The organism is Paraburkholderia sp. Ac-20340 (genome assembly GCF_017104965.1).
Classification (GTDB): Bacteria; Pseudomonadota; Gammaproteobacteria; order Burkholderiales; family Burkholderiaceae; genus Paraburkholderia.
In genome coordinates this window covers 37,677-57,855 of sequence record NZ_JAAGPR010000023.1, presented here as the reverse complement: position 1 = coordinate 57,855, position 20,179 = coordinate 37,677, and the positions used below count along the sequence as shown (strand labels likewise).

16 protein-coding genes and 1 riboswitch are annotated in these 20,179 nt (G+C 61.4%); of the genes, 12 read left to right on the top strand and 4 right to left on the bottom strand.

Annotation, left to right across the window (positions count from 1 at the left end; translation table 11 throughout):
- Nucleotides 1-28 precede the first annotated feature (28 nt).
- The 6 genes from tssI (at nt 29) to G3N59_RS24890 (ending at nt 7,820) form a co-directional block, all read left to right on the top strand.
- Nucleotides 29-2,791, top strand: coding sequence for a type VI secretion system Vgr family protein (gene tssI / locus G3N59_RS24915; RefSeq protein WP_205985476.1), 2,763 nt, complete (start codon nt 29-31; stop codon nt 2,789-2,791).
- Nucleotides 2,792-2,796: 5 nt separating this feature from the next.
- Entirely contained in the window at nt 2,797-3,714 is a 918-nt protein-coding gene (locus G3N59_RS24910) for a DUF4123 domain-containing protein (RefSeq protein ID WP_205985475.1), read from the top strand.
- Entirely contained in the window at nt 3,711-4,076 is a 366-nt protein-coding gene (locus G3N59_RS24905) for a DUF805 domain-containing protein (RefSeq protein WP_205985474.1), read from the top strand. Before G3N59_RS24910 ends, G3N59_RS24905 begins: the two co-directional genes overlap by 4 nt.
- Nucleotides 4,030-4,566 carry a hypothetical protein gene (locus tag G3N59_RS24900; protein ID WP_241024027.1) on the top strand — a complete coding sequence of 179 codons (537 nt, stop codon included), beginning with the start codon at nt 4,030-4,032 and terminating at the stop codon, nt 4,564-4,566. Before G3N59_RS24905 ends, G3N59_RS24900 begins: the two co-directional genes overlap by 47 nt.
- Before the next feature lie 5 nt (nt 4,567-4,571).
- Nucleotides 4,572-6,683, top strand: coding sequence for a DUF2235 domain-containing protein (locus G3N59_RS24895; protein WP_205985473.1), 2,112 nt, complete (start codon nt 4,572-4,574; stop codon nt 6,681-6,683).
- 297 nt (nt 6,684-6,980) lie between these two features.
- A complete protein-coding gene (locus G3N59_RS24890; protein ID WP_205985472.1) occupies nt 6,981-7,820 on the top strand; it encodes a hypothetical protein in 840 nt (279 codons plus the stop codon).
- An 86-nt stretch (nt 7,821-7,906) separates the two neighbouring features.
- On the opposite strand, the gene G3N59_RS24885 is transcribed toward G3N59_RS24890, so the two are convergent.
- The 4 genes from G3N59_RS24885 to G3N59_RS24870 all read right to left on the bottom strand — a co-directional run bounded on the left by G3N59_RS24885 (nt 7,907) and on the right by G3N59_RS24870 (nt 11,255).
- Nucleotides 7,907-8,173, bottom strand: a complete 267-nt coding sequence (locus tag G3N59_RS24885) for a DUF4148 domain-containing protein (protein ID WP_205985471.1) — start codon at nt 8,171-8,173, stop codon at nt 7,907-7,909.
- A 282-nt stretch (nt 8,174-8,455) separates the two neighbouring features.
- The gene (locus G3N59_RS24880) at nt 8,456-8,974 is read right to left on the bottom strand and encodes a hypothetical protein (protein WP_205985470.1); all 519 of its coding nucleotides are present in this window, start codon (nt 8,972-8,974) and stop codon (nt 8,456-8,458) included.
- Between the two features lie 42 nt (nt 8,975-9,016).
- Complete coding sequence (locus tag G3N59_RS24875; RefSeq protein ID WP_205985469.1) at nt 9,017-10,078, bottom strand: poly(3-hydroxybutyrate) depolymerase; 1,062 nt, start codon at nt 10,076-10,078, stop codon at nt 9,017-9,019.
- A gap of 301 nt (nt 10,079-10,379) precedes the next feature.
- Complete coding sequence (locus G3N59_RS24870; protein ID WP_241024019.1) at nt 10,380-11,255, bottom strand: LysR family transcriptional regulator; 876 nt, start codon at nt 11,253-11,255, stop codon at nt 10,380-10,382.
- A 132-nt stretch (nt 11,256-11,387) separates the two neighbouring features.
- Between G3N59_RS24870 and G3N59_RS24865 the strand changes: the two genes are divergently transcribed.
- The 6 genes from G3N59_RS24865 to G3N59_RS24840 all read left to right on the top strand — a co-directional run bounded on the left by G3N59_RS24865 (nt 11,388) and on the right by G3N59_RS24840 (nt 20,176).
- The gene (locus G3N59_RS24865; RefSeq protein WP_205985467.1) at nt 11,388-11,573 is read left to right on the top strand and encodes a 4-oxalocrotonate tautomerase; all 186 of its coding nucleotides are present in this window, start codon (nt 11,388-11,390) and stop codon (nt 11,571-11,573) included.
- Nucleotides 11,574-12,026: 453 nt separating this feature from the next.
- Nucleotides 12,027-12,179: riboswitch (guanidine-I (ykkC/yxkD leader) on the top strand.
- Nucleotides 12,180-12,235: 56 nt separating this feature from the next.
- The gene (locus tag G3N59_RS24860; protein ID WP_205985466.1) at nt 12,236-13,003 is read left to right on the top strand and encodes an urea amidolyase associated protein UAAP1; all 768 of its coding nucleotides are present in this window, start codon (nt 12,236-12,238) and stop codon (nt 13,001-13,003) included.
- A gap of 9 nt (nt 13,004-13,012) precedes the next feature.
- The gene (locus G3N59_RS24855) at nt 13,013-13,666 is read left to right on the top strand and encodes an urea amidolyase associated protein UAAP2 (RefSeq protein WP_205985465.1); all 654 of its coding nucleotides are present in this window, start codon (nt 13,013-13,015) and stop codon (nt 13,664-13,666) included.
- Nucleotides 13,666-17,268, top strand: a complete 3,603-nt coding sequence (locus tag G3N59_RS24850) for a 5-oxoprolinase/urea amidolyase family protein (RefSeq protein ID WP_205985464.1) — start codon at nt 13,666-13,668, stop codon at nt 17,266-17,268. Before G3N59_RS24855 ends, G3N59_RS24850 begins: the two co-directional genes overlap by 1 nt.
- Nucleotides 17,265-19,079: an allophanate hydrolase gene (gene atzF / locus G3N59_RS24845; protein WP_205985463.1), complete on the top strand. Its 1,815-nt coding sequence runs from the start codon at nt 17,265-17,267 to the stop codon at nt 19,077-19,079. The genes G3N59_RS24850 and atzF overlap by 4 nt, the downstream gene beginning before the upstream one ends.
- A 101-nt stretch (nt 19,080-19,180) precedes the next feature.
- Nucleotides 19,181-20,176, top strand: a complete 996-nt coding sequence (locus G3N59_RS24840) for an ABC transporter substrate-binding protein (RefSeq protein WP_205985528.1) — start codon at nt 19,181-19,183, stop codon at nt 20,174-20,176.
- Nucleotides 20,177-20,179: the final 3 nt, after the last annotated feature.

Sequence of the window (20,179 nt, the reverse complement as noted above, 5' to 3'; positions counted from 1 at the left end):
ATCGCGATGCGTACCGCAAGAGCACACCATGTCGAACACTACTGATCTGATCCGTGCTTTTCTCGGCGGCTGGTCCCAGCATGACCGCTTCCTCTGGCTGACGACACCGCTCGGCCAGAACACGCTCGTCGCCGAAAACCTGCAAGGTTGGGAGTCGCTCGACGGCGGCGGTTTCCGTTTCGAGCTGACCGCTCTGACCGAAACGCCCGACCTGCCGCTGGAAAAATTGATCGGCGCACCTGTGCTGATCGAATTGCAGGCGGCGCAAGGACTCGATGCACGACGCCCATTTCACGGCCACGTTTTCGCCGCCGAACTCGACGGCTATAACGGCGGGCTCGCGCGCGTGCGACTCGTTGTCCAGCCGTGGCTCGCGCTTCTTCGGCAGCGCGTGGACAGCTACAACTTCCAGGACGCGAGCGTCATTGAGATCACCGAGCAGATCTTCGGCCATTACGCGAGCGGTGTGGTTGCGCCCGCCTGGCGCTGGTCGCTCGACGACGCTTCGCGTTATGCGAAGCGCAGCCTCACCGCGCAAGCGGGTGAATCCGATTTTGCCTTTCTGGAGCGCCTTTGGGCCGAAGAGGGCCTGTTTTACTGGTTCGAGCATGCGGCCGATCACGCGTCGGGCAGTTTCGGCAAGCACACGCTCGTCCTGGCGGATTCGAATCTGCGCTTCACACCGGCCGAGCCGGAACCGATCGGCTTTCATCAAAGCAGCGACGGCGATCCGCAAGGTGCCATCCAGCACTTCGTCAACGCGCGGCGCTGGCGCATCGGCAGCGTGGCGCGGGCAAGCTGGGACCATCGCAGCCTGTCGACGCGCGCGACGCTCGCGCAGGCGACGGGTGCCGTCGTGCCCGGCGAGGATCGCGACGTGGCAGGGCCGTACGCGTATCAGACATCCGCGATCGGCGATCGTCAGGCACAGCGCCAGCTCGATGCGCAACGTGTCGCCGCCTGGCGTTGCGAAGGCGGCAGCACGCGGCGCGATTTGCGCGCGGGCCTGCACTTTGCGATCAGCGATCATCCGACACTGTCTGCGCAAAACCCGTTCGTGTGCCTGCGCGTCGATCACGAGGCGCACGCGAATGTGAGCGCGGATGTGTACGGCGCGATCGCGCAGCAGCTTGGCGCGGTCATGCAAACCGCCATGCAGGCGCAAACGCAGAACGACGCGCAGAACGACGCGCAGGGAGACGGCGTCTATCAGAATCGCTTCACGGCGTTGCCATTCGAACAGGCTTATCGTCCGCTAACGAATGACGGTCATGGCGGCCGTGCGCATCCGGTGGCGATCATGCCGGGCGCGCAGACGGCCATCGTCGTCGGCGCGGGCGATCCCGTTCACACCGACCGCGATCATCGCATTCGTATCCAGCATCACGCGCAGCGCGGCCAGAATGCCGCCAGTCGCGAAGCGCATCCGCGCAAGGAGAACGCACCAGCCGATCACGGCGCGGGGACGTGGACACGTATGCTCACGCCCGTGGGCGGCGATAACTGGGGCGGCGTAAGCGTGCCGCGCGTCGGCCAGGAAGTGTGGACCGAATGGCTCGAAGGACAGCCGGATCGACCGGTCGCGGTGGCTGCGCTCTACAACGGCGCAGGCAACGCCCACGCCCAGCACAATGCGCAGGCGGGCGGTCCGGGCAGCAGCACGGGCAATGCATCCGCATGGTTCGCGGGCAACGATCACGCAGCGGTGCTCAGCGGCTTCAAGACACAGGATATGAGCGTGAGCCAGAACGGCACCGGCGGTTATCGTCAATTCATGCTCGACGATACGGCGGCCCAGTCCAGCGCGCGCCTTTACACCACGGATCACGCGAGCGGCCTCACGCTCGGTCATATCAAGCAGGTCGAGGACAACCAGCGTCGCGCCGATCGCGGCTACGGCGTGGAGCTTTCGACCCAGGCTGCGGGCGCTCTGCGCGGCGGAGCGGGCTTGCTGATCAGCACGGCGGCCGGCGCAAACCAGATGGACGCCAGCGCTGCGCGCGAGGTGCTGGCACAGCATCAGCAGATGCTGCAGAGTCTCGCCGATGCCGCGCGCAAGCAGGGCGCGGAGCCCGGGGCCGCTGTGAGCGATGCCGCCGCAAGCGCGGCGAGCGCGTCGCTGCTCCCGGCGATCGAGAGTTTGCGTGACAGCCAGACATCGATCGGTGCAGACAAGGAGCGTAGCGATTCGAGCAATGCATCAGGAGGCGGCGCGGGACGCGCATGTGCGTGGCAAGAGCCGCATCTGGTCGCGCACGCAGCCGCCGGCATGGCAGCGATGAGCGCGCAAAGCCATATCTGGGCGTCCGGCACGGCGACCGTATTGAGCGCCGGACAGGACGTTCAACTGACGGCGCAGGGCAAGGCGAGCATCGTCGCGAAAGAGGGCATCGCGCTTCATACGCTCGGCGCCTCGGGCGCGCAACGGCCGGTTGGCGCGCAGGGAATTGCATTGCATGCGGCCACGGGTGCGCTCACGCTGCAGGCGCAGAATGCCGGCACACTCGAAGCCAGCGCACGCAAGACGCTTACCGTGTCGAGCGCCCAGGCGAGCGTGGCCGTGCAGACGCCCAAACGCGTGCTGTTGAGCGCTGCCGGTGCCTATCTGAAGATGGAGGGCAAAGACATCGTGATCGGTGCGCCGGGCAAGGCGACTTTCCACGCCGCGCAGCACACGCTCACGGGGCCGCGTTCAGCGAACGTGCAGTTGCCCTCGCTGAACAAACCAGCATGCGTTGGCTGCATGCGCGATCTCGCACTGCGTCACGAAGCCATTGCTACGCGCGGGTGACGACGATGACTTCTTTGTTGCAGTCCTGGGAGCGCGCGGCGGCGCACGAGCATGCGAGTTTTGCGGGCACGTATCGTTATTTGCTGAGCGACGCTTCGCAATTGCCGATCAATGCCGCGCCGTGGCAGCGGCTCGTGCAGGGCGGCGGTGTCGTGAATCTGCTTGCTGGGCAGCCGGAATCGACCAACCCGGAAGTGTGCGCGCTGCTTTGCGAGTATCACGCGCCGCATGTCGGGGCATTGCTCGAGCGGCATCTGGAACGCCGGCCGTTTGCGTTTATCGCGCTGGTGAGCGCGTATCCGCTTGCAGATCTGGCGCCACGGCTGGGTGTGCGAACGCGTGTGGCCTTGCCGGACCATCGCGATGGTCTGCTGCGCTTTTACGACGCGGCGGTGTTTCAGACGCTGGCGAGCGCATTGTCTGCGGCGCGCTGGCAAGCCCTGCTTTCGCCATGCGTGTCGTGGACCTACGTGCGCCGCGATGGCGCGATTGGCGTCGAACAGCATCCGCGACGGCGCGAGCGCATTTTTTATCCGCGGGTCGAGCGGTGCGAACTCAGAGCCTTGCAGCGTGGCAATCGTGTCGATGCGGTGCTCGGCGAATTGCGGCGTCATGGCCGCATCGCGGTCGATGCCGATCCGTTCGTGATTTATCGTGAGATGGTCGCGCTGTTTGCGCTGCTCGATGAGCAGATGCAGAGCGACCACACAACGCACGAGCAACTGGCTTATCGGCTGGGCGCGCTGATGTCGATGTATCCGGGCACGTCGCTGGAAGACCCTGCAATCGCCGGTTTCATCGTCGACGCGATCGGCTGTTATCGCAACGATTTCGACGCGCTATGCGAGCTTGTACACGATGGCATTGCCGGTCGCCACGCGCAGCCAGCCGTTCACGCTGCTGAAGCGGAGATTCGGAGATGAACCCACGCGTGCTGTTTTCGTTCAATGGACGCTCGGGACGCCTGCAATGGTGGGGCGTGACAGTATCGCTACTGATCGTTGCGACGATGATCGATGCGCTGATGGATCTGCCGGCCACCGAGGTTTTCGCGGCAATCGTCGGCATTCCGTTTATCGTCCTGATGTTCTGGCTGTTGACGGCGGTGTCGGTGCGGCGCTGGCATGACCTGGGCAAGTCGGGATGGTGGGTCTGCATTCATGCGGTTCCGGTTGTCGGGCCATTCATTGCGATCGGCGCGAATGGTTTTGTCGGCGGCGAGCCGGAACAGAATCGGTATGGGCCGCCATTGCAGAAAGCGCCAGGCGATGCGCAACAGGTTTGAGAGGGTATTGATGAAATTCAGTAAGTCGATGGTCGTAGTGGCGCTGTTCGCCACGACCCCGCTGGCCGCATGTGGCAAGCACAGCGATGAATTGCTGTCGCACAAGCATACGGTGTGCGTGACGGGCTACAACGAGTACGAACGCAAATTGAACCGGTTCTGGCTGGACGAAGCGCATCAGTCCGGTTGTTTCGGCAATCCTTCGGGGCGCAGCGATGGGCAGGATTTTGGCGGCGGAGGCGGTTTTGCGTGCGGCTGCACCGTGACACCTGGGCAGACGGTCAAGCTGTACTGGAAGTTCGCGCAAAGCAAGACGGAAAGGGATAACGGCGTGCCGCAGGAAAGCAGGACCCTCGACGTCACGATCCCGCAGCCTCCGTCGGAAAATGCGCAGTATCTGCGTGTCTATTTTAGAAAGAATGGCACGGCCGATCTTCAATGGGTCGACGATATGGGCGCGCCGACTTTGCCACCTACGCCGGGTAAATAGACCTCATGGCCGAGATCAATCTGAAGAAAGACGCCGCCTCCGCCGAGATTTACCGCACGAAGGCCGAAGCCGAGCAGATCTGCCCGGCGTGCGAACACGTCTTGTGGGCCAGCTTCTTTTTTGACGGCTTCGGCTTCAGCGATCGATACGGACCTCGAACGAATATCAGCAAATTGTTCGACGCGCTGAATGACGATTCGGGCAAGAACATGCGCAAGTTCTACTATCCCGGTCTGGGAGCGGATTACGACCCGGAAGACAGTCCGCTGAAGGCGGTGCTGCTGGACAGGGCAACGGACACGCTGGAAGACAAGGCCGAGGAAAAGCGCGACGCGCTAACGACCGACAAGCTGAAAGATGCACTCAAGGAAGAGTGGAGCAAGAGCGGTAAGGTCAAGGATGCGTCGCTGGGCGGCCGTGTCAGTTCGACGATCGACGGCGTGTACGACCGGCTGAAGGGCGGCGCGAGCAAGGCCGCGAAAGAGATCGAGCGTACGACGACCAAGCCAGCTTCGCAGGGCCGGCGTGCAATGCGGTACGTGCGCAAGGAGTGGAAACAGTTTTACCGCGATGCGCTGCGATATCCCTATCGTTTGCCGAAGCAACTGGCCAAGGAACTCGGCAAGGAGACGGCTGGCGCATTTGCGGAATCGTTCCAGCTCTTGCGCGACACGAAGCTGGGCGCCGCGCTTTTCAACACCGGTGTCGACACGCGATTGAAATCCGCCGAGGCGCAATTCAAGGCCGCAGTCGCGGCGGCGAAAAAGACTTCGACGCTCAACTCGATTCACGTTGCGCTGTTTGGCTACGACATGGGCGGCGGTCTCGCATTGGCCTTTGCAAAGCAATTGCTCGAAGAGGTCTGCAAGGGCGGGAAATACGACGGCGTATCGGTCAAGATCAAGTTCGTCGGCTTATTCGACTGCGTTACCAATCGTTTCGACGACAACCTGCTGACCGGCTATATACCGATGAGCAATGAGGTCTCGTCGGATCTGATTGTTTCGCCGGAGATCGAAAAGTGCGTGCATTACGCGGCGGCGCATGAACTGCGCTTTTACAAGCCGCTTACCATGCTGGGTGTCGACCCTGCGGACATGCGCGGGCCGCGCCAGGAGCGCCTGTTTCCAGGGGCGCAAGTGGATGTGGGCGGCGGCGCGGTCGAAGGCGAGGAGGGCCTGTCCGACAAGCTGGCGCGTGTGCCGCTGGAGATGATGTACTACCGCGCCTATGGCGCGGGGATTCCCATGCCGAAACTGGAGGATCTCGCGGCTATCGATATCGACCTTCAGGAAGAAATTCTCGCGCCGCGCGAAATCGAGGATTTCCAGTTGACGTACCGCCAGACCGTGAAAAAACTCGTGGCGGTCACCCGCGAGATTCCCAATCTTTCGAGCCTGGGTCCTGGCGGTCCAATGGGTTTGCCGTTCGCAGCGAAACCCGCTACGGGAGCGCTCGATTTCCTGAATCCGAAGACGCCCGCGCCCAATATGCTGGACGGCTGCCATCCATCCGATACTGCTGCGCCACCACGTCCTGTCGTGATCACCGATCTGCCCAAAAGCATTCAGGGCGAGCTCAAGGGGCATATGGTCGTGTATATCCAGTGGTTGCGCATGTGGTACGACCAGCCGCAGAACCGTGCGGCCGCCGAACAGCGTAATAGCGGCGTGTTTGGCGGCGTCGCGAATCCGCTGGCCCACGGTCGCTACGAGAAACTCACGCGCGAAATTGCTTATCTCAAGCAGCATGGTACGAAGACGCTGCCGTCGTTCGATCAGGCGCAGGCCATGAAGCAGATCGACGGGAAGGTCCCTGCCTCGATGTTCAACACGGACCCGGAGGCGCAGGCATTATTCTGGCTCTGGAACACTCCTGGTGAGCGCCAGCCCGCAGTCGAAACGATGTATCCGATGTTCGCAAAGCACGTGCACGACAGTATGGCGGAAAGCGAAATCGAAGATGCATGGAGCCGATTTGTCGCTATCAAAAACTATATGAATACGCGGTGGATGCAGAAGATCGGCTCTGAACCGGATAAATCCTATCTGGAACGTGTCACCGACTTTTATAAATCGTTGCTCTTTCCGGAAAAGCCGGAGTCGCCAGCCAAATAGTATGCCGTTTCAATCCCTGCGTTCCGCACGTTTTTCACCACCATGCTGCGGTAAGAATCGGTAAAACGGCACATGAAGCACCGAATCGACGGTGCCGTAAAATCGGTCAGCTTCATTGACCTTTTTCCGAAGATGCTCCGTCTGATCGAATCGTATGCATGCCGCGGTGCGCGCGGGTTGACGCTTGCAATGGCATTGCTTGCGAGTTGTTGCGGCTCGACCTTGGCGCACGCCGATTGCCGTCCAACCGCCGAGCCGGCTGCCGTCGTCCTGCCGCTTGCGCCCGTGCAGATTACCGTGCCGCTCAACGCGCCGGTGGGAACGCGGGTTGGCTCGACGCATGCCACTATCGTCAGCGACATTCCGTTCACGTGTAATGGCCCGAAGAACATGCGTGAATTGCGTATATCGGCACCCGCGGATGTGAGCGCAGGACTGGGCAAGGTCTATACGACGAATCTCCCTGGAATCGGCTTTCGGATAACGACTCGCGGCGGCAACTTTGCAGGTATCGACGATGGGCCGCGTGATGCGGCATATTCCGTTCCGTTACCCGCGCATGCGAACCGGCTGACGGGTTTTGCGGTCGATATCGATTTCGTGACGACCGGCGCGGCACATGGCGGCGTGCTTGCGCCGGGCAAACTGGCCAGCCTGGTTATCGGCGGGACGACGTTTGTCGATGTGATCGTGCCGGAGAGCGGCATTGTCTTCGTCGCGGCGCAATGCGCGCCGGTGGCGGTGAGCGGTCAGATGTCGATGGGTGTGGGGACGATGGGCTCGTTCACGCAGGAGGCCGCGGTGATCAGCACCGGTTGCGGCGCCGTTGGCGCGAGCCTGGTGGTGGGTGTGGAGCAGGGATACGTTTATGGCGCGCATCCCCCGGTGAACGTAGACGCCACGCACAGGCAGCCGGCGCATAACGCCAGTGGGCTGGGAGCGTTCGATACGGCTCTTCGTTCGAGTGCTACAGGCACGAGCCTGCGGCGCAATCGCAACAGCGCGAGCGATCTCCTGCTGGACGACAGCCAGTCCAGTTCCAGCGATGCGGTGGCCACGATGCAAGGCTCGTCGTTCAGCGGTAGCGGGTCAAGCGTCAGAATGGGTTCGGGCGGCGGGATGGGCGGGCACCGATAGTTCGGCTGCCGGAGCGGGAATGGCTGAAATAGCCCATTGCGCAAAAAGGGCATACATCGCATAGGCCCACCCGCGCCCGTGCACCATCACGAATGCGCAAACACCACCGAATCCAGATAAGCCAGCTGGCCGTCGTTTTCGGCCTGGATCAGTTCCTGATAGACCTGCGCGCGGGTTTTCTGCGCGACGGGCTGGCCATAAGGCGGCACCCACGTGTTGTCGGCGGTTTGGATCTGGGTTGCGGTTTGCGCTGCGATGCCAGCCTGATGCGAGGCTTGCGGTGCCGATTGCGCGTGAGCGAGAGCCGAAACGAGCAGCGTGGCGGCGATACCGAATTGAATAGCGATCTTCATGACGTTCCTTTAAATATCAGAGGAGGGCGAAGCGCCCACGGAACGCACGATAGCGGAGGCTTTGCTACAAAACCCCAGCAACAACATGAAGAGAAATTCATCCAGGCCGGTGCCCCGCGCCAGCGGGATGCGCGCGAAGATGAAAATAAATTCACAATCGGCAATATCGGATCAAATCTCGCGAACGCGTTTAAAGAAAGAGAGCGCAATAGAAAACGCCGTCGGCATAGGAGGTTGCCGGCGGCGTTGTATTCAGTTTTCTGCGAGGGTGTGTCGCCAGCCTCAAACCGCCTGCGCCTGCCCCGACCATGCAGCGGCCGCCACGCGGCTCGTGGATGCGCCGCCAAGCTTCTGGCTCAGCCAGAACCCATAAGCGATTTCCACGTTCTCCTGCAGCGCCATAAGATTGGTGAGCTGATCCGTAAAGATCTGGCCGATCCGGCCAACCAGATTCATCTCCTGTTCCATCAGCTTCGTCATGGTATTCGCGCCGCGCAATTGCGCACGCTGATGGCCCCATTCGACCCAGTCTTCGAGCGTTGCGCCCTGTTGCTTGATAAAGCGTTCATAGGTCGCGCGCTGCATGTCGAGCAACTCGCCCGCGAATACGAACAGCATGCCCGAGGCCAACAGTTTGGTCGTATCCGCGCCATTGATAGCGGCGCGTTGCGCCCAGCCCTGCAACAGCACATGCGCGCGCGCGAAATCGCTGATCGTGGCCGCATGCGCGGCGGGAGCAGTCTGCGCGAGGTCGAGCGCTGCCGGCAAGAACGCGGCCGGTTCGGTGATCATCTGATTCATGGAAGGCTCACATCGAAAGAAGTGGAATGACCGGCGCCGCGCTCAACCGCCGAGCTGGGTCAGCATGCGATGGATCGCACGAATCTGGATCGCGTCGCGAGAGTAGTAATCGGGCGCTTGCGGATCAGGGCTCGTATAGCCCCACCAGTCCCAGCAACCGTCGGGGTTTTGCACCGTGCCGTCCGAACCCGTGGCTTGCGGATAGAGCACGATGATGTCGTTGCTATCGGCGATTTCGTTGTAGCCCGTGGTGGTGATATAGCGATTGCCATAGCTCACCTGATTGAGCACGTCTTCGCGCCCATTGACGAAATTCACGAAGCCATAACCCTGCTTGCAGCCATGCAACACGATATGTACGCGCGCGGGTTTGCCTTCGAGTTCCACGGCGCGCGGAATGTAGGCGTAACCGAAATCGCTCATGCTCGCACGCGCTTCGTTATCGAAGAACTCGCGCTGGTCGAAACGCACGATACGTCCGGTCGGGCGATCGGTCGGCGGAGCGAGATCGTCGTAGAGATAGTGCAGGATTTCATGCGAGAGCATGCCGTCGCCGCGATTGATATAAGGCGGCTGATTCAGCTTCAGCAGCGAGTCTTCGGGATTGTTGGTGACGATGCAATGGCCGGCGGGTACGGTGCCGTCGAACGTGAGCGTCTTGACGCCCAGTTGCCGGTAAAACAACTCCGTGCATTTCACCACGGTCGAATGCACGACCGAATCTTCCGTACCCGAAAAGAGAAAGACGCGATCGTCCTGCAGATTGGCGATCGCATCGATTTTGCCGGCATCCGCGGTGCTGCGCGCGAGATTGGCGAGGCGGCTGGCATCGGGCCCGGTAGCGGCCGTGAGCGGGCTCATGCAGATGTATTCCGCGCTCTGCACGTAGGCGTCTTCGGCGAGCGGCGCTGCGCCGCGAAACGATTCGGCGCAACGGAAAGGACCGCCTGCAATCACGCCCACGCCGCTGAAACTTGCTGAATGCGCGAGATGCAGTTGCACCGTCATGAATGCACCGGACGATAATCCGGAAATGGAACTCTTGCCTTTTTGAACCGCATAACGGCCCAATTTCTCGACCTTGGGCGAAATACCGAGTTGCATGATGCTGACTCCCCCGTTTCAATGGCATTCCGGCATCGGTGGCCGGCTTGCCTGCTGGCTGCAATGAGGCATCGTGCGGTGCAATGAGGTCCATTCGACTGGCTGCGCGAGCCGTCGCCCCGCCGACGCCCTAGTGGTATAGGCGAGCTTGTGCAACGCAGCAAGGGGAAAATGCGAGAGCCGCGTGGCAGCGGCTTCCCGTCAATCAGCGTGCATAGTGAGTCTGTGAAATAGCGATGTCTTTTATGCGAAGCGAGATAAATGAAAATGGCAAAACCATTTCGCATCGCTATATAAATTGCTATTCACCGGCGAAGCGTTTGACCAGGAAATCGATAGCGGTGCGCAGCATCGCAGTCGGTCGCACATCGCGCGAATGCACGAGATGCATCGGCGTAGGCACATGACTCCATTCGGGCAGCACGGCAACGAGGCGGCCTTCAGCCAGATCGTTTTCCAGCAGCATTTCCGGTTGCAGCACGATGCCGGTGCCGCGCAGCGCCGCGGCGCGTAATGCACGGCCGTCGTTCGCGCTTAAACGACCATCGACAGGCACATGGCACATCTGCTGCTGCGGCCCCGTCAGGGTCCAGAAGAATTCCTTCTTTTTCCAGTACGACAGGCCAAGGCAGGCGTGCTCGCGCAATTGCTCCGGCGTTGGCGGATGACCATGCTGTTCGAGGTACGAGGGCGCCGCCGCCAGAACGCGCCGATAAGCGTGTAACGGATGCGCGACCAGATCCGCGCTATCGATTTCGCCGACATGAATGGCGAGGTGATAACCCTCGCGCATCAGGTCGACTGGCGCATTATCGAGTGTCAGGTCGACGCTGACTTCGGGATGACGTTCGAGATAATCGGCCAGAACCGGCGCCAGTTTTTCGCTGCCGAAGCTGACCGGCGCGACGATTTTCAGTCTGCCGCGCGGGCTGCTGCGCAATTCGGCGGCACTGGCTTCAGCCTGTTCGAATTCATACAGTGCGCGTTTGCAGCGCTCGTAGTAAAGCGCGCCGATTTCAGTGAGCTGGTGCTGACGGGTAGTGCGATGAAGCAGTCGTGCGCCAAGCCGCTCTTCGATTTCGCGCACGTGCTTTGCAGCCATCGTGGCGGTCACGTTACTCAGTGCGGCGGCGGCTGCAAAACTCCCGGATTCGACCACGCGGACAAACATTTGCATGCCCGCTAACTTATCCGCCATTCGATACCCCGCGGTTCGGGGTGTCCCAACTCAATGCCCGTTTATCCATGCTGCGCGCTTCCCCATAATGACTGCGTCCGCGTCGATGGGACGCGGTGAAACGGAGTCATTATGCCTATCTTGCGAATCGAAATGCACCCGGGGAAGACGCTCGAACAAAAGCGTGAACTGGCGCGGGGAATCACGAACGTGTTCGTGGAAACCTTGGCGTGTCCGCCGGAGGTCGTCGAAATCGTGTTTACGGAGATCGCGAAAGACGCTTGGGCAACCGGCGGAAAACTGAAATCCGATAGCTGATGTAGCGCCCGGTGATAGACCCGGCGATCAAGGTATCGGCAAGCTGCTTTGTCAGGCGCGCTTGCTCATATCGCTTTTCGCCGGGCTAGCACCATGACGTTGCAATTCGATGAATCGCGCAGAAAAAATCGAATAAAGGAATTGGCGCAGGCGGTGAGTAGCGGACATGGGCGATCTCGAAGCGGATTCAGAACGATCGCACTGAACGCAACAGCCGTGCCATCGACATTGGCGACGTCGCGCCCTGAAAACACTAAAAATTACGCCCACAAATAGTGCCGTGCGGTTCATCTGCAGCGCATGAATCACCAACATAGGGCGTATGCGAACCGAAAGCGAGCAGGGCACATTGCCCGCAAAACCCTTTCGTCACAAGGCATGGCGAGTCTCGTTCGCTCACTGGCACAAATCTCGCTAAATGACCTGGCGAGAGGTGCGAAGTAATTTGCATCATCTTAGGATCGCTAGGGTTCCGGTCGCTGCGCAGGACGATGCTGGTTTCAGTTCTGTGCCCGATGCCTGGTCCGAGAGCAATCCGGTCTCGTCTCCCACCTTCGTTTCGAGGGCGGTGCCGAGGCTCCACGGAGGGATAAAAGCCCGGGAGGTCGCGATGTCGTCTGATCGCCCTCTCACGCTTATTCCCTTCGCCATCAGGAGCCTCCATGCCGTCCAGCCTCCACGCTGAAGTCGCGCCGACTCAATTACCCGCTCAGGAACCGCTCTGGGAAGCCGTGATCCCTGCGGGCACACATTGGTCCGGCATTTTGCGCCGCGGTCTCACGCTGAGTATCGTCGATATCGAAGGCGGTGCGAATCTCGCCGCTGTGTTTCATCGTCAGGAAGATCCGCTCGAACGCTACAACATGGCGGATACGCTCAAGGCGCAGCACACTGCCCATCTCACGCGCGGCCACGCATTGCATACCGATATGGGTCGCGTCATTGCGTCCATCACGGGCGATACGCTGGGCTGGCACGATCCGCTCGGCGGCGTTGGCGAAGCGGCGTTTTTCGCGCGCAAATACGGCGAAAAACGCTATCAGGATCATCGCAATGCCATGATTCGCAACGGCCGTGACAGCCTCATTCTCGAACTCGCGAAATATGGTTTGAGTGCGCGCGATCTCGTCGCCAATGTGAATTTCTTCAGCAAGGTCGCGGTGGGCGACGATGGCGCGCTCGAATACATTCCGCACCATTCGCATGCTGGCGCGGCCATCGATCTGCGTTTCGAAATGAATACGCTCGCGGCGTTTTCTACGGCGCCGCATCCGCTCGATCCGCAAGGCGACTATGCGCCGAAGCCGGTGAAACTCATTGCATGGCGCGCATATGACGCCGATGCCTGCGCGCCCGCCGACGACTTTTGCCGCACGTCCAGTGCCGAAAACGGCCGCGCATTCGTCAACACCGACCGCCTGTTCGCCTGAGGAGCCGCCATGCCGATTATCGAAAGCGCGCTCGACGAGCGCCACGCCCATCACGATGTCACGTTGCCTGCCGGCGAGCCGTGGCTGTATGACCTCAAGCGCGGCCAGACGCTGCGTATTATCGATCTCGAAGGCAATCAGGCTGTCGATACGCTGTTCTATCGCAGCGATGATCCCGCCGAACGCTATAGCGCGCAGGACACCATTCGCGCGCAGCGCAATCTTTATCTGAGCGCGGGCAGCGTGCTGATGTCGAATCTCGGTCGTCCCATGTTGACGATTGTCGCGGATACCTGCGGGCGTCATGACACGCTCGGTGGCGCCTGTGCGGCCGAAAGCAACACGGTGCGTTATGCGCTCGACAAGCGTCATATGCATAGCTGCCGCGATAGTTATCTCAACGCACTCGCGCATTGCACCTGTGGCGCAGCCGCGCTGCTAGGCAAGCGCGATCTCGTCAGCAATATCAACTTCTTTATGAACGTGCCGGTGACGCCGCTAGGGAAACTCACGTTCGAAGATGGTATTTCCGCGCCGGGGAAATATGTCGAAGTACGCGCGGAAGAAGATGTCACCGTGCTGATCTCGAACTGTCCGCAATTGAACAATCCCTGCAACGGCTATAACCCCACGCCGGTGCGCCTGCTTGTGTGGGAGGCGTAATGGCGTTCGACAAGATTCTTATTGCCAATCGCGGCGAAATCGCGTGCCGCGTGATCCGCACGCTCAAGCGTTTGGGTATTGCGTCGGTGGCGGTCTATTCGGAAGCCGATCGTCACGCAATGCACGTCATGCTCGCCGATGAAGCCGTCTGCATCGGACCCGCGCCCGTTGCGCAAAGCTACTTGAATGCCGCGGCAATTCTCGATGCCGCGCGCCGCACTGGCGCACAAGCGGTGCATCCGGGCTACGGCTTTCTTTCCGAAAACGCCGCGTTTGCGCGTGCCTGCGAAGAGGCCGGGATTGCCTTTATCGGTCCGCGAGCCGATCAGATAACGGCATTCGGACTCAAGCACACGGCGCGCGAAATTGCGCAGGCGAACGGTGTTGCGCTATTGCCGGGAACGGGCTTGCTGGCCGATGTGCAGGCAGCGCTCGAAGCGGCATCGTCGCTTGGTTATCCCGTGATGCTCAAGAGTACGGCGGGCGGAGGTGGTATCGGCATGTCGTTGTGCCGCGACGCTGTGCAACTTGAATCGGCTTTCGCGTCGGTTGCGCGGCTTGGGCAAAGTAATTTCGCTAACGCGGGTGTTTACCTCGAGAAATTTGTCGAGCATGCGCGCCATATCGAGGTGCAGATTTTCGGCGATGGCGCGGGCGATGTGATTGCGTTAGGCGAGCGCGATTGCTCGGTTCAACGGCGTAATCAGAAGGTGATCGAAGAAACGCCCGCGCCGGGCTTGAACGCAGCAGAGCGTCAAACGCTGCACGAAACCGCAATCCGTCTTGCGCGTGCGGTGAATTACGCCAATGCGGGCACAGTGGAGTTCGTGTTCGATGCTCGCGCGCGTGCGTTCTATTTCCTTGAGGTCAACACGCGGCTTCAGGTCGAGCATGGCGTAACCGAACAGGTCTACGGCGTCGATCTCGTCGAGTGGATGATCCGGCAGGCCGAGGGCACGCTTGCGCCGCTCGATTCACTCGTGACCGAACCGCAAGGCGCGAGCATTCAGGTGCGCGTCTACGCTGAAGATCCTAACCGGCAGTTTCAGCCGAGTTCCGGTCTGCTCACGCATGTCGATTTCCCTGACGATGTGCGCGTGGATACGTGGGTCGATGCGGGCACCGAAGTAAGCGCTTTCTACGACCCTCTGGTCGCCAAGATCATCGCCACCGATAGCACGCGCGAAGCGGCGCTGGCGAAACTCGCGAGCGCTCTCGAACGCACGCAACTCTATGGCATCGAAACGAATCTCGACTATCTGCGCGCGGTGGTGGGTTCGTCCACCTTCGCGGCCGGCGAGCAGACGACGGGCTTTCTGGGCCGCTTCCTGTTCGCGCCGCACACCATCGACGTCATGGACGGTGGTGTGCAGACCACGGTGCAACAGACGCCTGGGCGACTTGGCTATTGGGATGTGGGCGTGCCGCCTTCGGGCCCGATGGATGATCTTTCATTCAGTCTTACTAATGAATTGATCGGCAATCCAGCAGACGCAGCCGGGCTGGAATTCACGATGGTCGGCGCAACGCTGCGCTTTAACTGCGAGACACTATTCGTTTTGGGCGGTGCGCCGCTCGCCGCCACGCTCGATGGCCAGACCGTACCATTCTGGCAGGTCACCCGCGCGACCGCGGGCAGTGTGCTGAAGCTCGGCGGCGTGACGGGCGCTGGCGTACGTGCCTGTCTCGCGGTCAAGGGCGGCTTGCAGGTGCCGGATTATCTGGGCAGCAAGGCCACCTTTACGCTCGGGCAATTCGGCGGTCATGCGGGCCGTGCGCTGCGTAAGGGCGATGTGCTGCATCTCGCGCCAGGCGCGGCCAAGGGCGATGCAGGCGCGACGCTGCCGGCGGCGCGTATTCCGGCGCTGACGCACGCATGGGAACTCGCCGTACTCGACGGGCCGCACGGCGCGCCTGATTTCCTCACGCGCGACGATATCGCCATGCTGTACGAAGCGCGCTGGACCGTCCACTACAACTCCAGCCGTACGGGAGTGCGCTTGATTGGCCCGAAGCCGCAATGGGCGCGCACGGACGGCGGCGAGGCGGGTTTGCATCCGTCGAATATTCACGACAATGCCTATGCAATCGGCGCGGTCGATTTCACGGGCGATATGCCGGTGATACTCGGCCCGGATGGCCCGAGTCTCGGTGGCTTCGTGTGCCCGGTCACGGTAGTGGGCGAGGAACTTTGGAAACTCGGTCAATTACGTCCGGGCGACACCGTCCGTTTCGTGCCCGCGCGCAACGATGCGCAAGCCAATTCCCACGAATGCGTACTTTATCGCAGCGAGCCTGAAAATGAAGGCGTGGCCGTGGTCTATCGCCGCTCGGGCGATCGCAATCTGCTGATCGAATACGGTCCGCCGGTACTCGATCTGAAACTGCGTTTTCGCGTCCATGCGTTGATGAACTGGCTCGCGGATCATCGCGTGCCGGGCATTGTGGATTTGACGCCAGGCATTCGCTCTTTGCAGGTGCATTTCGATCCGGCATTGCTCTCGCCTGAAAAACTGATCGACCATCTGAAAGGCGCGGAAGCGCAATTGCCCGCCATCGATGCCATGCGTGTGCCGAATCGCATCGTGCATCTGCCGTTGTCCTGGGACGATCCTTCGACGCGTATCGCGATCGAACGCTATATGCAGAGCGTGCGGCCGGATGCGCCCTGGTGCCCAAGCAATATCGAGTTCATTCGCCGCATCAACGGGCTCGATAGTATCGACGACGTGAAGCGCATCGTATTCGACGCGCGTTATCTGGTGCTGGGTCTCGGCGATGTCTATCTGGGCGCGCCGGTTGCCACGCCGGTCGATCCGCGTCATCGGCTGGTGACGACGAAGTACAACCCGGCGCGCACCTGGACGCCTGAAAACGCCGTGGGCATTGGCGGCGCCTATATGTGCGTCTATGGCATGGAAGGCCCCGGCGGTTACCAGTTCGTCGGCCGCACGGTGCAGATGTGGAATCGCTATCGCTCGACGGCGGAGTTCGCGCCGGGACAGCCATGGTTGCTGCGCTTCTTCGACGAAATCCGCTTTTTCGAAGTGAGCGAAGCCGAACTCGCGGAATGGCGCAGTGAATTTATCGCAGGGCGGCGCGCATTGCGAATCGAGGAATCGGTATTCGATCTTGGCGAATACCAGCGCTTTCTGCACGATGAATCCGCTTCGATTGCGGCGTTTAAATCGACGCAACAAGCCGCGTTCGATGCGGAGCGCGAACGCTGGCGCGTTGCGGGCCAGGCGGAATACGTGGGCGAAGCAGGTGCGCAGGATGCGAACCATGCGGACGCAGACGACACGCTCGCAGAAGATTGCCGTGCGATTGGCGCCGATGTCTCGGGCAGCGTGTGGAAATTGCTGGTCGCGGCTGGCGATCGCGTGGAGGAGGGCCAGGACGTTGCCATTCTCGAATCGATGAAGATGGAAGTGACCGTGTCGGCATTGATCGGCGGCGTGGTCGAGTCGCTTGCTTGCGCCGAAGGCGATGCCGTCACCGCAGGCCAGCGTCTGATGGTGATTCGTGTCGACGCCGATGAAACCATCGCGTGCGTTTCCTCAACCGAAGATGTCGGCGGCGAGGAGGCCGCGTGTCAATGAATGCGCTCACAACGATGTCCGATATGACGATTGCCGCCTTACGTGCGCGCTATCTCGACGGCAGCCTGACGCCTGCACAACTCGTCGCGCAGATTGCGCAACGCACTGCAGGTGACGATCCGCATCACATCTGGATTCGTGCGCTGACGCATGAGGAAATGATGCGTTATGCCGATGCGCTCGCGGGCCGCGATCCGGCCACGTTGCCGCTTTACGGCATTCCCTTTGCGATCAAGGACAACATCGATCTCGCAGGCGTGCCGACCACAGCCGCATGCCCCGAGTACGCATACACGCCGGAAACAAGCGCGCCGGTGGTGGCGCGTTTGATCGCGGCTGGCGCGATTCCCATCGGCAAGACCAATCTCGATCAGTTCGCCACGGGGCTATCCGGGCAGCGTTCGCCCTATGGCGCGTGCAGAAACGCGCTCGACCCGGACTATGCTTCGGGCGGATCGAGTTCGGGCTCGTCGGTCTCTGTCGCGATGGGACTGGCCGCATTCGCGCTAGGCACCGATACAGCAGGCTCAGGACGCGTTCCCGCGGCCTTCCACGGCCTCGTAGGACTCAAGCCGACCAAAGGCGTGCTGAGCACGCAAAGCGTCGTGCCTGCGTGCCGCTCGCTCGATTGCGTATCGATCTTCGCGCACACGGCGAACGACGCGCAGACGGTATTCGAATCTGCGCGTGGCGTGACGCAAGGCGATCCCTACGCCCGCACGTGGGAAGGCGTGCCCGTGCAAGCCGTTTCACTGCGCGGCCTGCGCCTGGGCGTGCCGCGCGCGGCACAGCTCGAATTTTATGGCGACGCGTCTTACGCGCATGCTTTCGAGGCCACGCTCGACAAGTTGCGTGCGCAAGGAGCGCAGATCGTCGAAGTGGATTTCGAGCCCTTTCTGGACACCGCGCGCCTGCTCTATGAAGGGCCATTCGTGGCGGAGCGCCTGGCCGCAATCCGCCCGTTTTACGAATCGAATCCCGATGCCTTGCATCCGGTCACGCGCGCAATCATCGGCGGCGCGACACGCTGGAGCGCCGCCGATACTTTCGCGGCATTCGACCGTCTGGCCACGCTGAAGATGGCGTCCGAGCGTGTCTGGCCGCATATCGATGCGCTGCTCACGCCCACTTCGCCGACGACCTCGACCGTGGCGGAACTGGAGGCCGATCCTATCGGTGTGAATGCGAAGTTTGGCTATTACACGAACTTCGTGAACCTGCTCGATCTCTCGGCGCTTGCCGTGCCTGCGGGCCTGTGCGAGACCGGAAAGCACGAGGGAAAACCATTCGGGATCACGTTCGTTGCCCGCGCCCACGAGGATGCAAAACTGCTCGCCATTGCCCGCGCATGGCTGGACGAAATTGCGCCGGATGTGCCGTGCGAAACGAGTGAAAACGTATGCGTTGCCGTCGTGGGCGCGCATTTGAGCGGCCAACCGCTCAACGGCCAACTGACATCGCGTGGCGCGCGCCTTGTCGAAACGACGCAAACCGCGCCGGCCTATCGGCTCTACGCGCTGCCCGAAAGCGCAAAGCCCGGTCTCGTGCGCGTGGCAGAGGGCGGCACGGCGATCGAAGTCGAACTATGGGAGATGCCTGCAACGCAGTTCGGCTCGTTCGTCGCGCTGATTCCCGCGCCGCTCGGCATCGGCACGTTGCTGCTCGACGATGGCCGCAGCGTGCACGGCTTTCTCTGCGAAAGCGTTGCCTTGCAGGGCGCGACCGATATCAGCGCGTTCTGCGGTTGGCGCAAGTGGTTGCAGCGCGATTCAGCTACGAACGAGACGTTGATGAAAAAGCAGGAATCCTGATGAAGCATTCCATAAGACCGGATTTGAAACCCACCGCTGCACGATTCAATACCTGGAGATCTGCCATGAAGACCACGCACTTCACGCTCGCTCAGGGCGCTATGCCCAAGCGCCGTTGGGCCGCTCGTATCGTCGCGGGCGCTGCGCTCGCCGCCGGTCTGTTCACGTCGCTGAGCCAGGCCGCGAACGCCGCGCCGCTGCGTATCGGCTATAGCGACTGGCCGGGCTGGGTGGCCTGGCAGGTCGCCATCGACAAGGGCTGGCTCAAGGAAGCTGGTCTCGACGTGAAGTTCGACTGGTTCGACTACGCGGCCTCGATGGACGCATTCTCCGCCAACAAGCTCGACGCCGTACTCGTGACAAACGGCGACGCGCTGACGATGGGCGCGAATGGCGCGAAGAACGTGATGGCGCTGATCACGGACTATTCGAACGGCAACGACATGGTGATTGCCAAGCCGCCCGCGCGCAAGATTCAGGACTTGAAGGGCAAGAAGATCGGCGTGGAATTCGGCGTGGTCGATCACCTGTTGCTACTCGACGCGCTGCAGCGCGCGGGCATGAAAGAGGGCGACGTGACGCTCGTGAACGCCAAGACGACGGAAACGCCGCAAGTGCTGGCGTCTTCGGATGTGGCGGCGATCGCGGCGTGGCAGCCGAATGCGGGCGAAGCGCAGCGCGCGGTGCCGGGCGCGCGGCCGGTGTTCACCTCGGCCGACGAACCGGGCCTGATTTACGACGTGCTCGCGGTCAACCCGGTGAGTCTCGCCGCGCATAAGGCCGATTACGAAAAGCTCGCGAAAGTCTGGTATCGCGTGGTGCATTACATCGAAGATCCGGCTACGCAGGGCGATGCGGTGAAGATCATGTCGGCGCGCGTGGGACTGACGCCCGCGCAATATCTGCCGCTGCTCAAAGGCACGAAGCTGCTCACGCTGCCGGAAGCGCAGCAGGCGTATGTGAAGGCCGATGGCTTTAAATCGCTTTATGGTTCGAGCCGTACCGCCGACGCCTTCAACGTGAAGTATCAGGTCTACAAGACGCCGCAGGATATCAGTGCCTATGTGGACCCGTCGCTTACGGGCGCCCTGAAATAAAGC

Coding starts and splice junctions, on each gene's coding strand:
- tssI (WP_205985476.1), top strand. CDS start 29: ATGTCGAACACTACTGATCTGATCCGTGCTTTTCTCGGCGGCTGGTCC.
- G3N59_RS24910 (WP_205985475.1), top strand. CDS start 2,797: ATGACTTCTTTGTTGCAGTCCTGGGAGCGCGCGGCGGCGCACGAGCAT.
- G3N59_RS24905 (WP_205985474.1), top strand. CDS start 3,711: ATGAACCCACGCGTGCTGTTTTCGTTCAATGGACGCTCGGGACGCCTG.
- G3N59_RS24900 (WP_241024027.1), top strand. CDS start 4,030: ATGGGCCGCCATTGCAGAAAGCGCCAGGCGATGCGCAACAGGTTTGAG.
- G3N59_RS24895 (WP_205985473.1), top strand. CDS start 4,572: ATGGCCGAGATCAATCTGAAGAAAGACGCCGCCTCCGCCGAGATTTAC.
- G3N59_RS24885 (WP_205985471.1), bottom strand. CDS start 8,173: ATGAAGATCGCTATTCAATTCGGTATCGCCGCCACGCTGCTCGTTTCG.
- G3N59_RS24880 (WP_205985470.1), bottom strand. CDS start 8,974: ATGAATCAGATGATCACCGAACCGGCCGCGTTCTTGCCGGCAGCGCTC.
- G3N59_RS24875 (WP_205985469.1), bottom strand. CDS start 10,078: ATGCAACTCGGTATTTCGCCCAAGGTCGAGAAATTGGGCCGTTATGCG.
- G3N59_RS24870 (WP_241024019.1), bottom strand. CDS start 11,255: ATGCAAATGTTTGTCCGCGTGGTCGAATCCGGGAGTTTTGCAGCCGCC.
- G3N59_RS24865 (WP_205985467.1), top strand. CDS start 11,388: ATGCCTATCTTGCGAATCGAAATGCACCCGGGGAAGACGCTCGAACAA.
- G3N59_RS24860 (WP_205985466.1), top strand. CDS start 12,236: ATGCCGTCCAGCCTCCACGCTGAAGTCGCGCCGACTCAATTACCCGCT.
- G3N59_RS24855 (WP_205985465.1), top strand. CDS start 13,013: ATGCCGATTATCGAAAGCGCGCTCGACGAGCGCCACGCCCATCACGAT.
- G3N59_RS24850 (WP_205985464.1), top strand. CDS start 13,666: ATGGCGTTCGACAAGATTCTTATTGCCAATCGCGGCGAAATCGCGTGC.
- atzF (WP_205985463.1), top strand. CDS start 17,265: ATGAATGCGCTCACAACGATGTCCGATATGACGATTGCCGCCTTACGT.
- G3N59_RS24840 (WP_205985528.1), top strand. CDS start 19,181: ATGCCCAAGCGCCGTTGGGCCGCTCGTATCGTCGCGGGCGCTGCGCTC.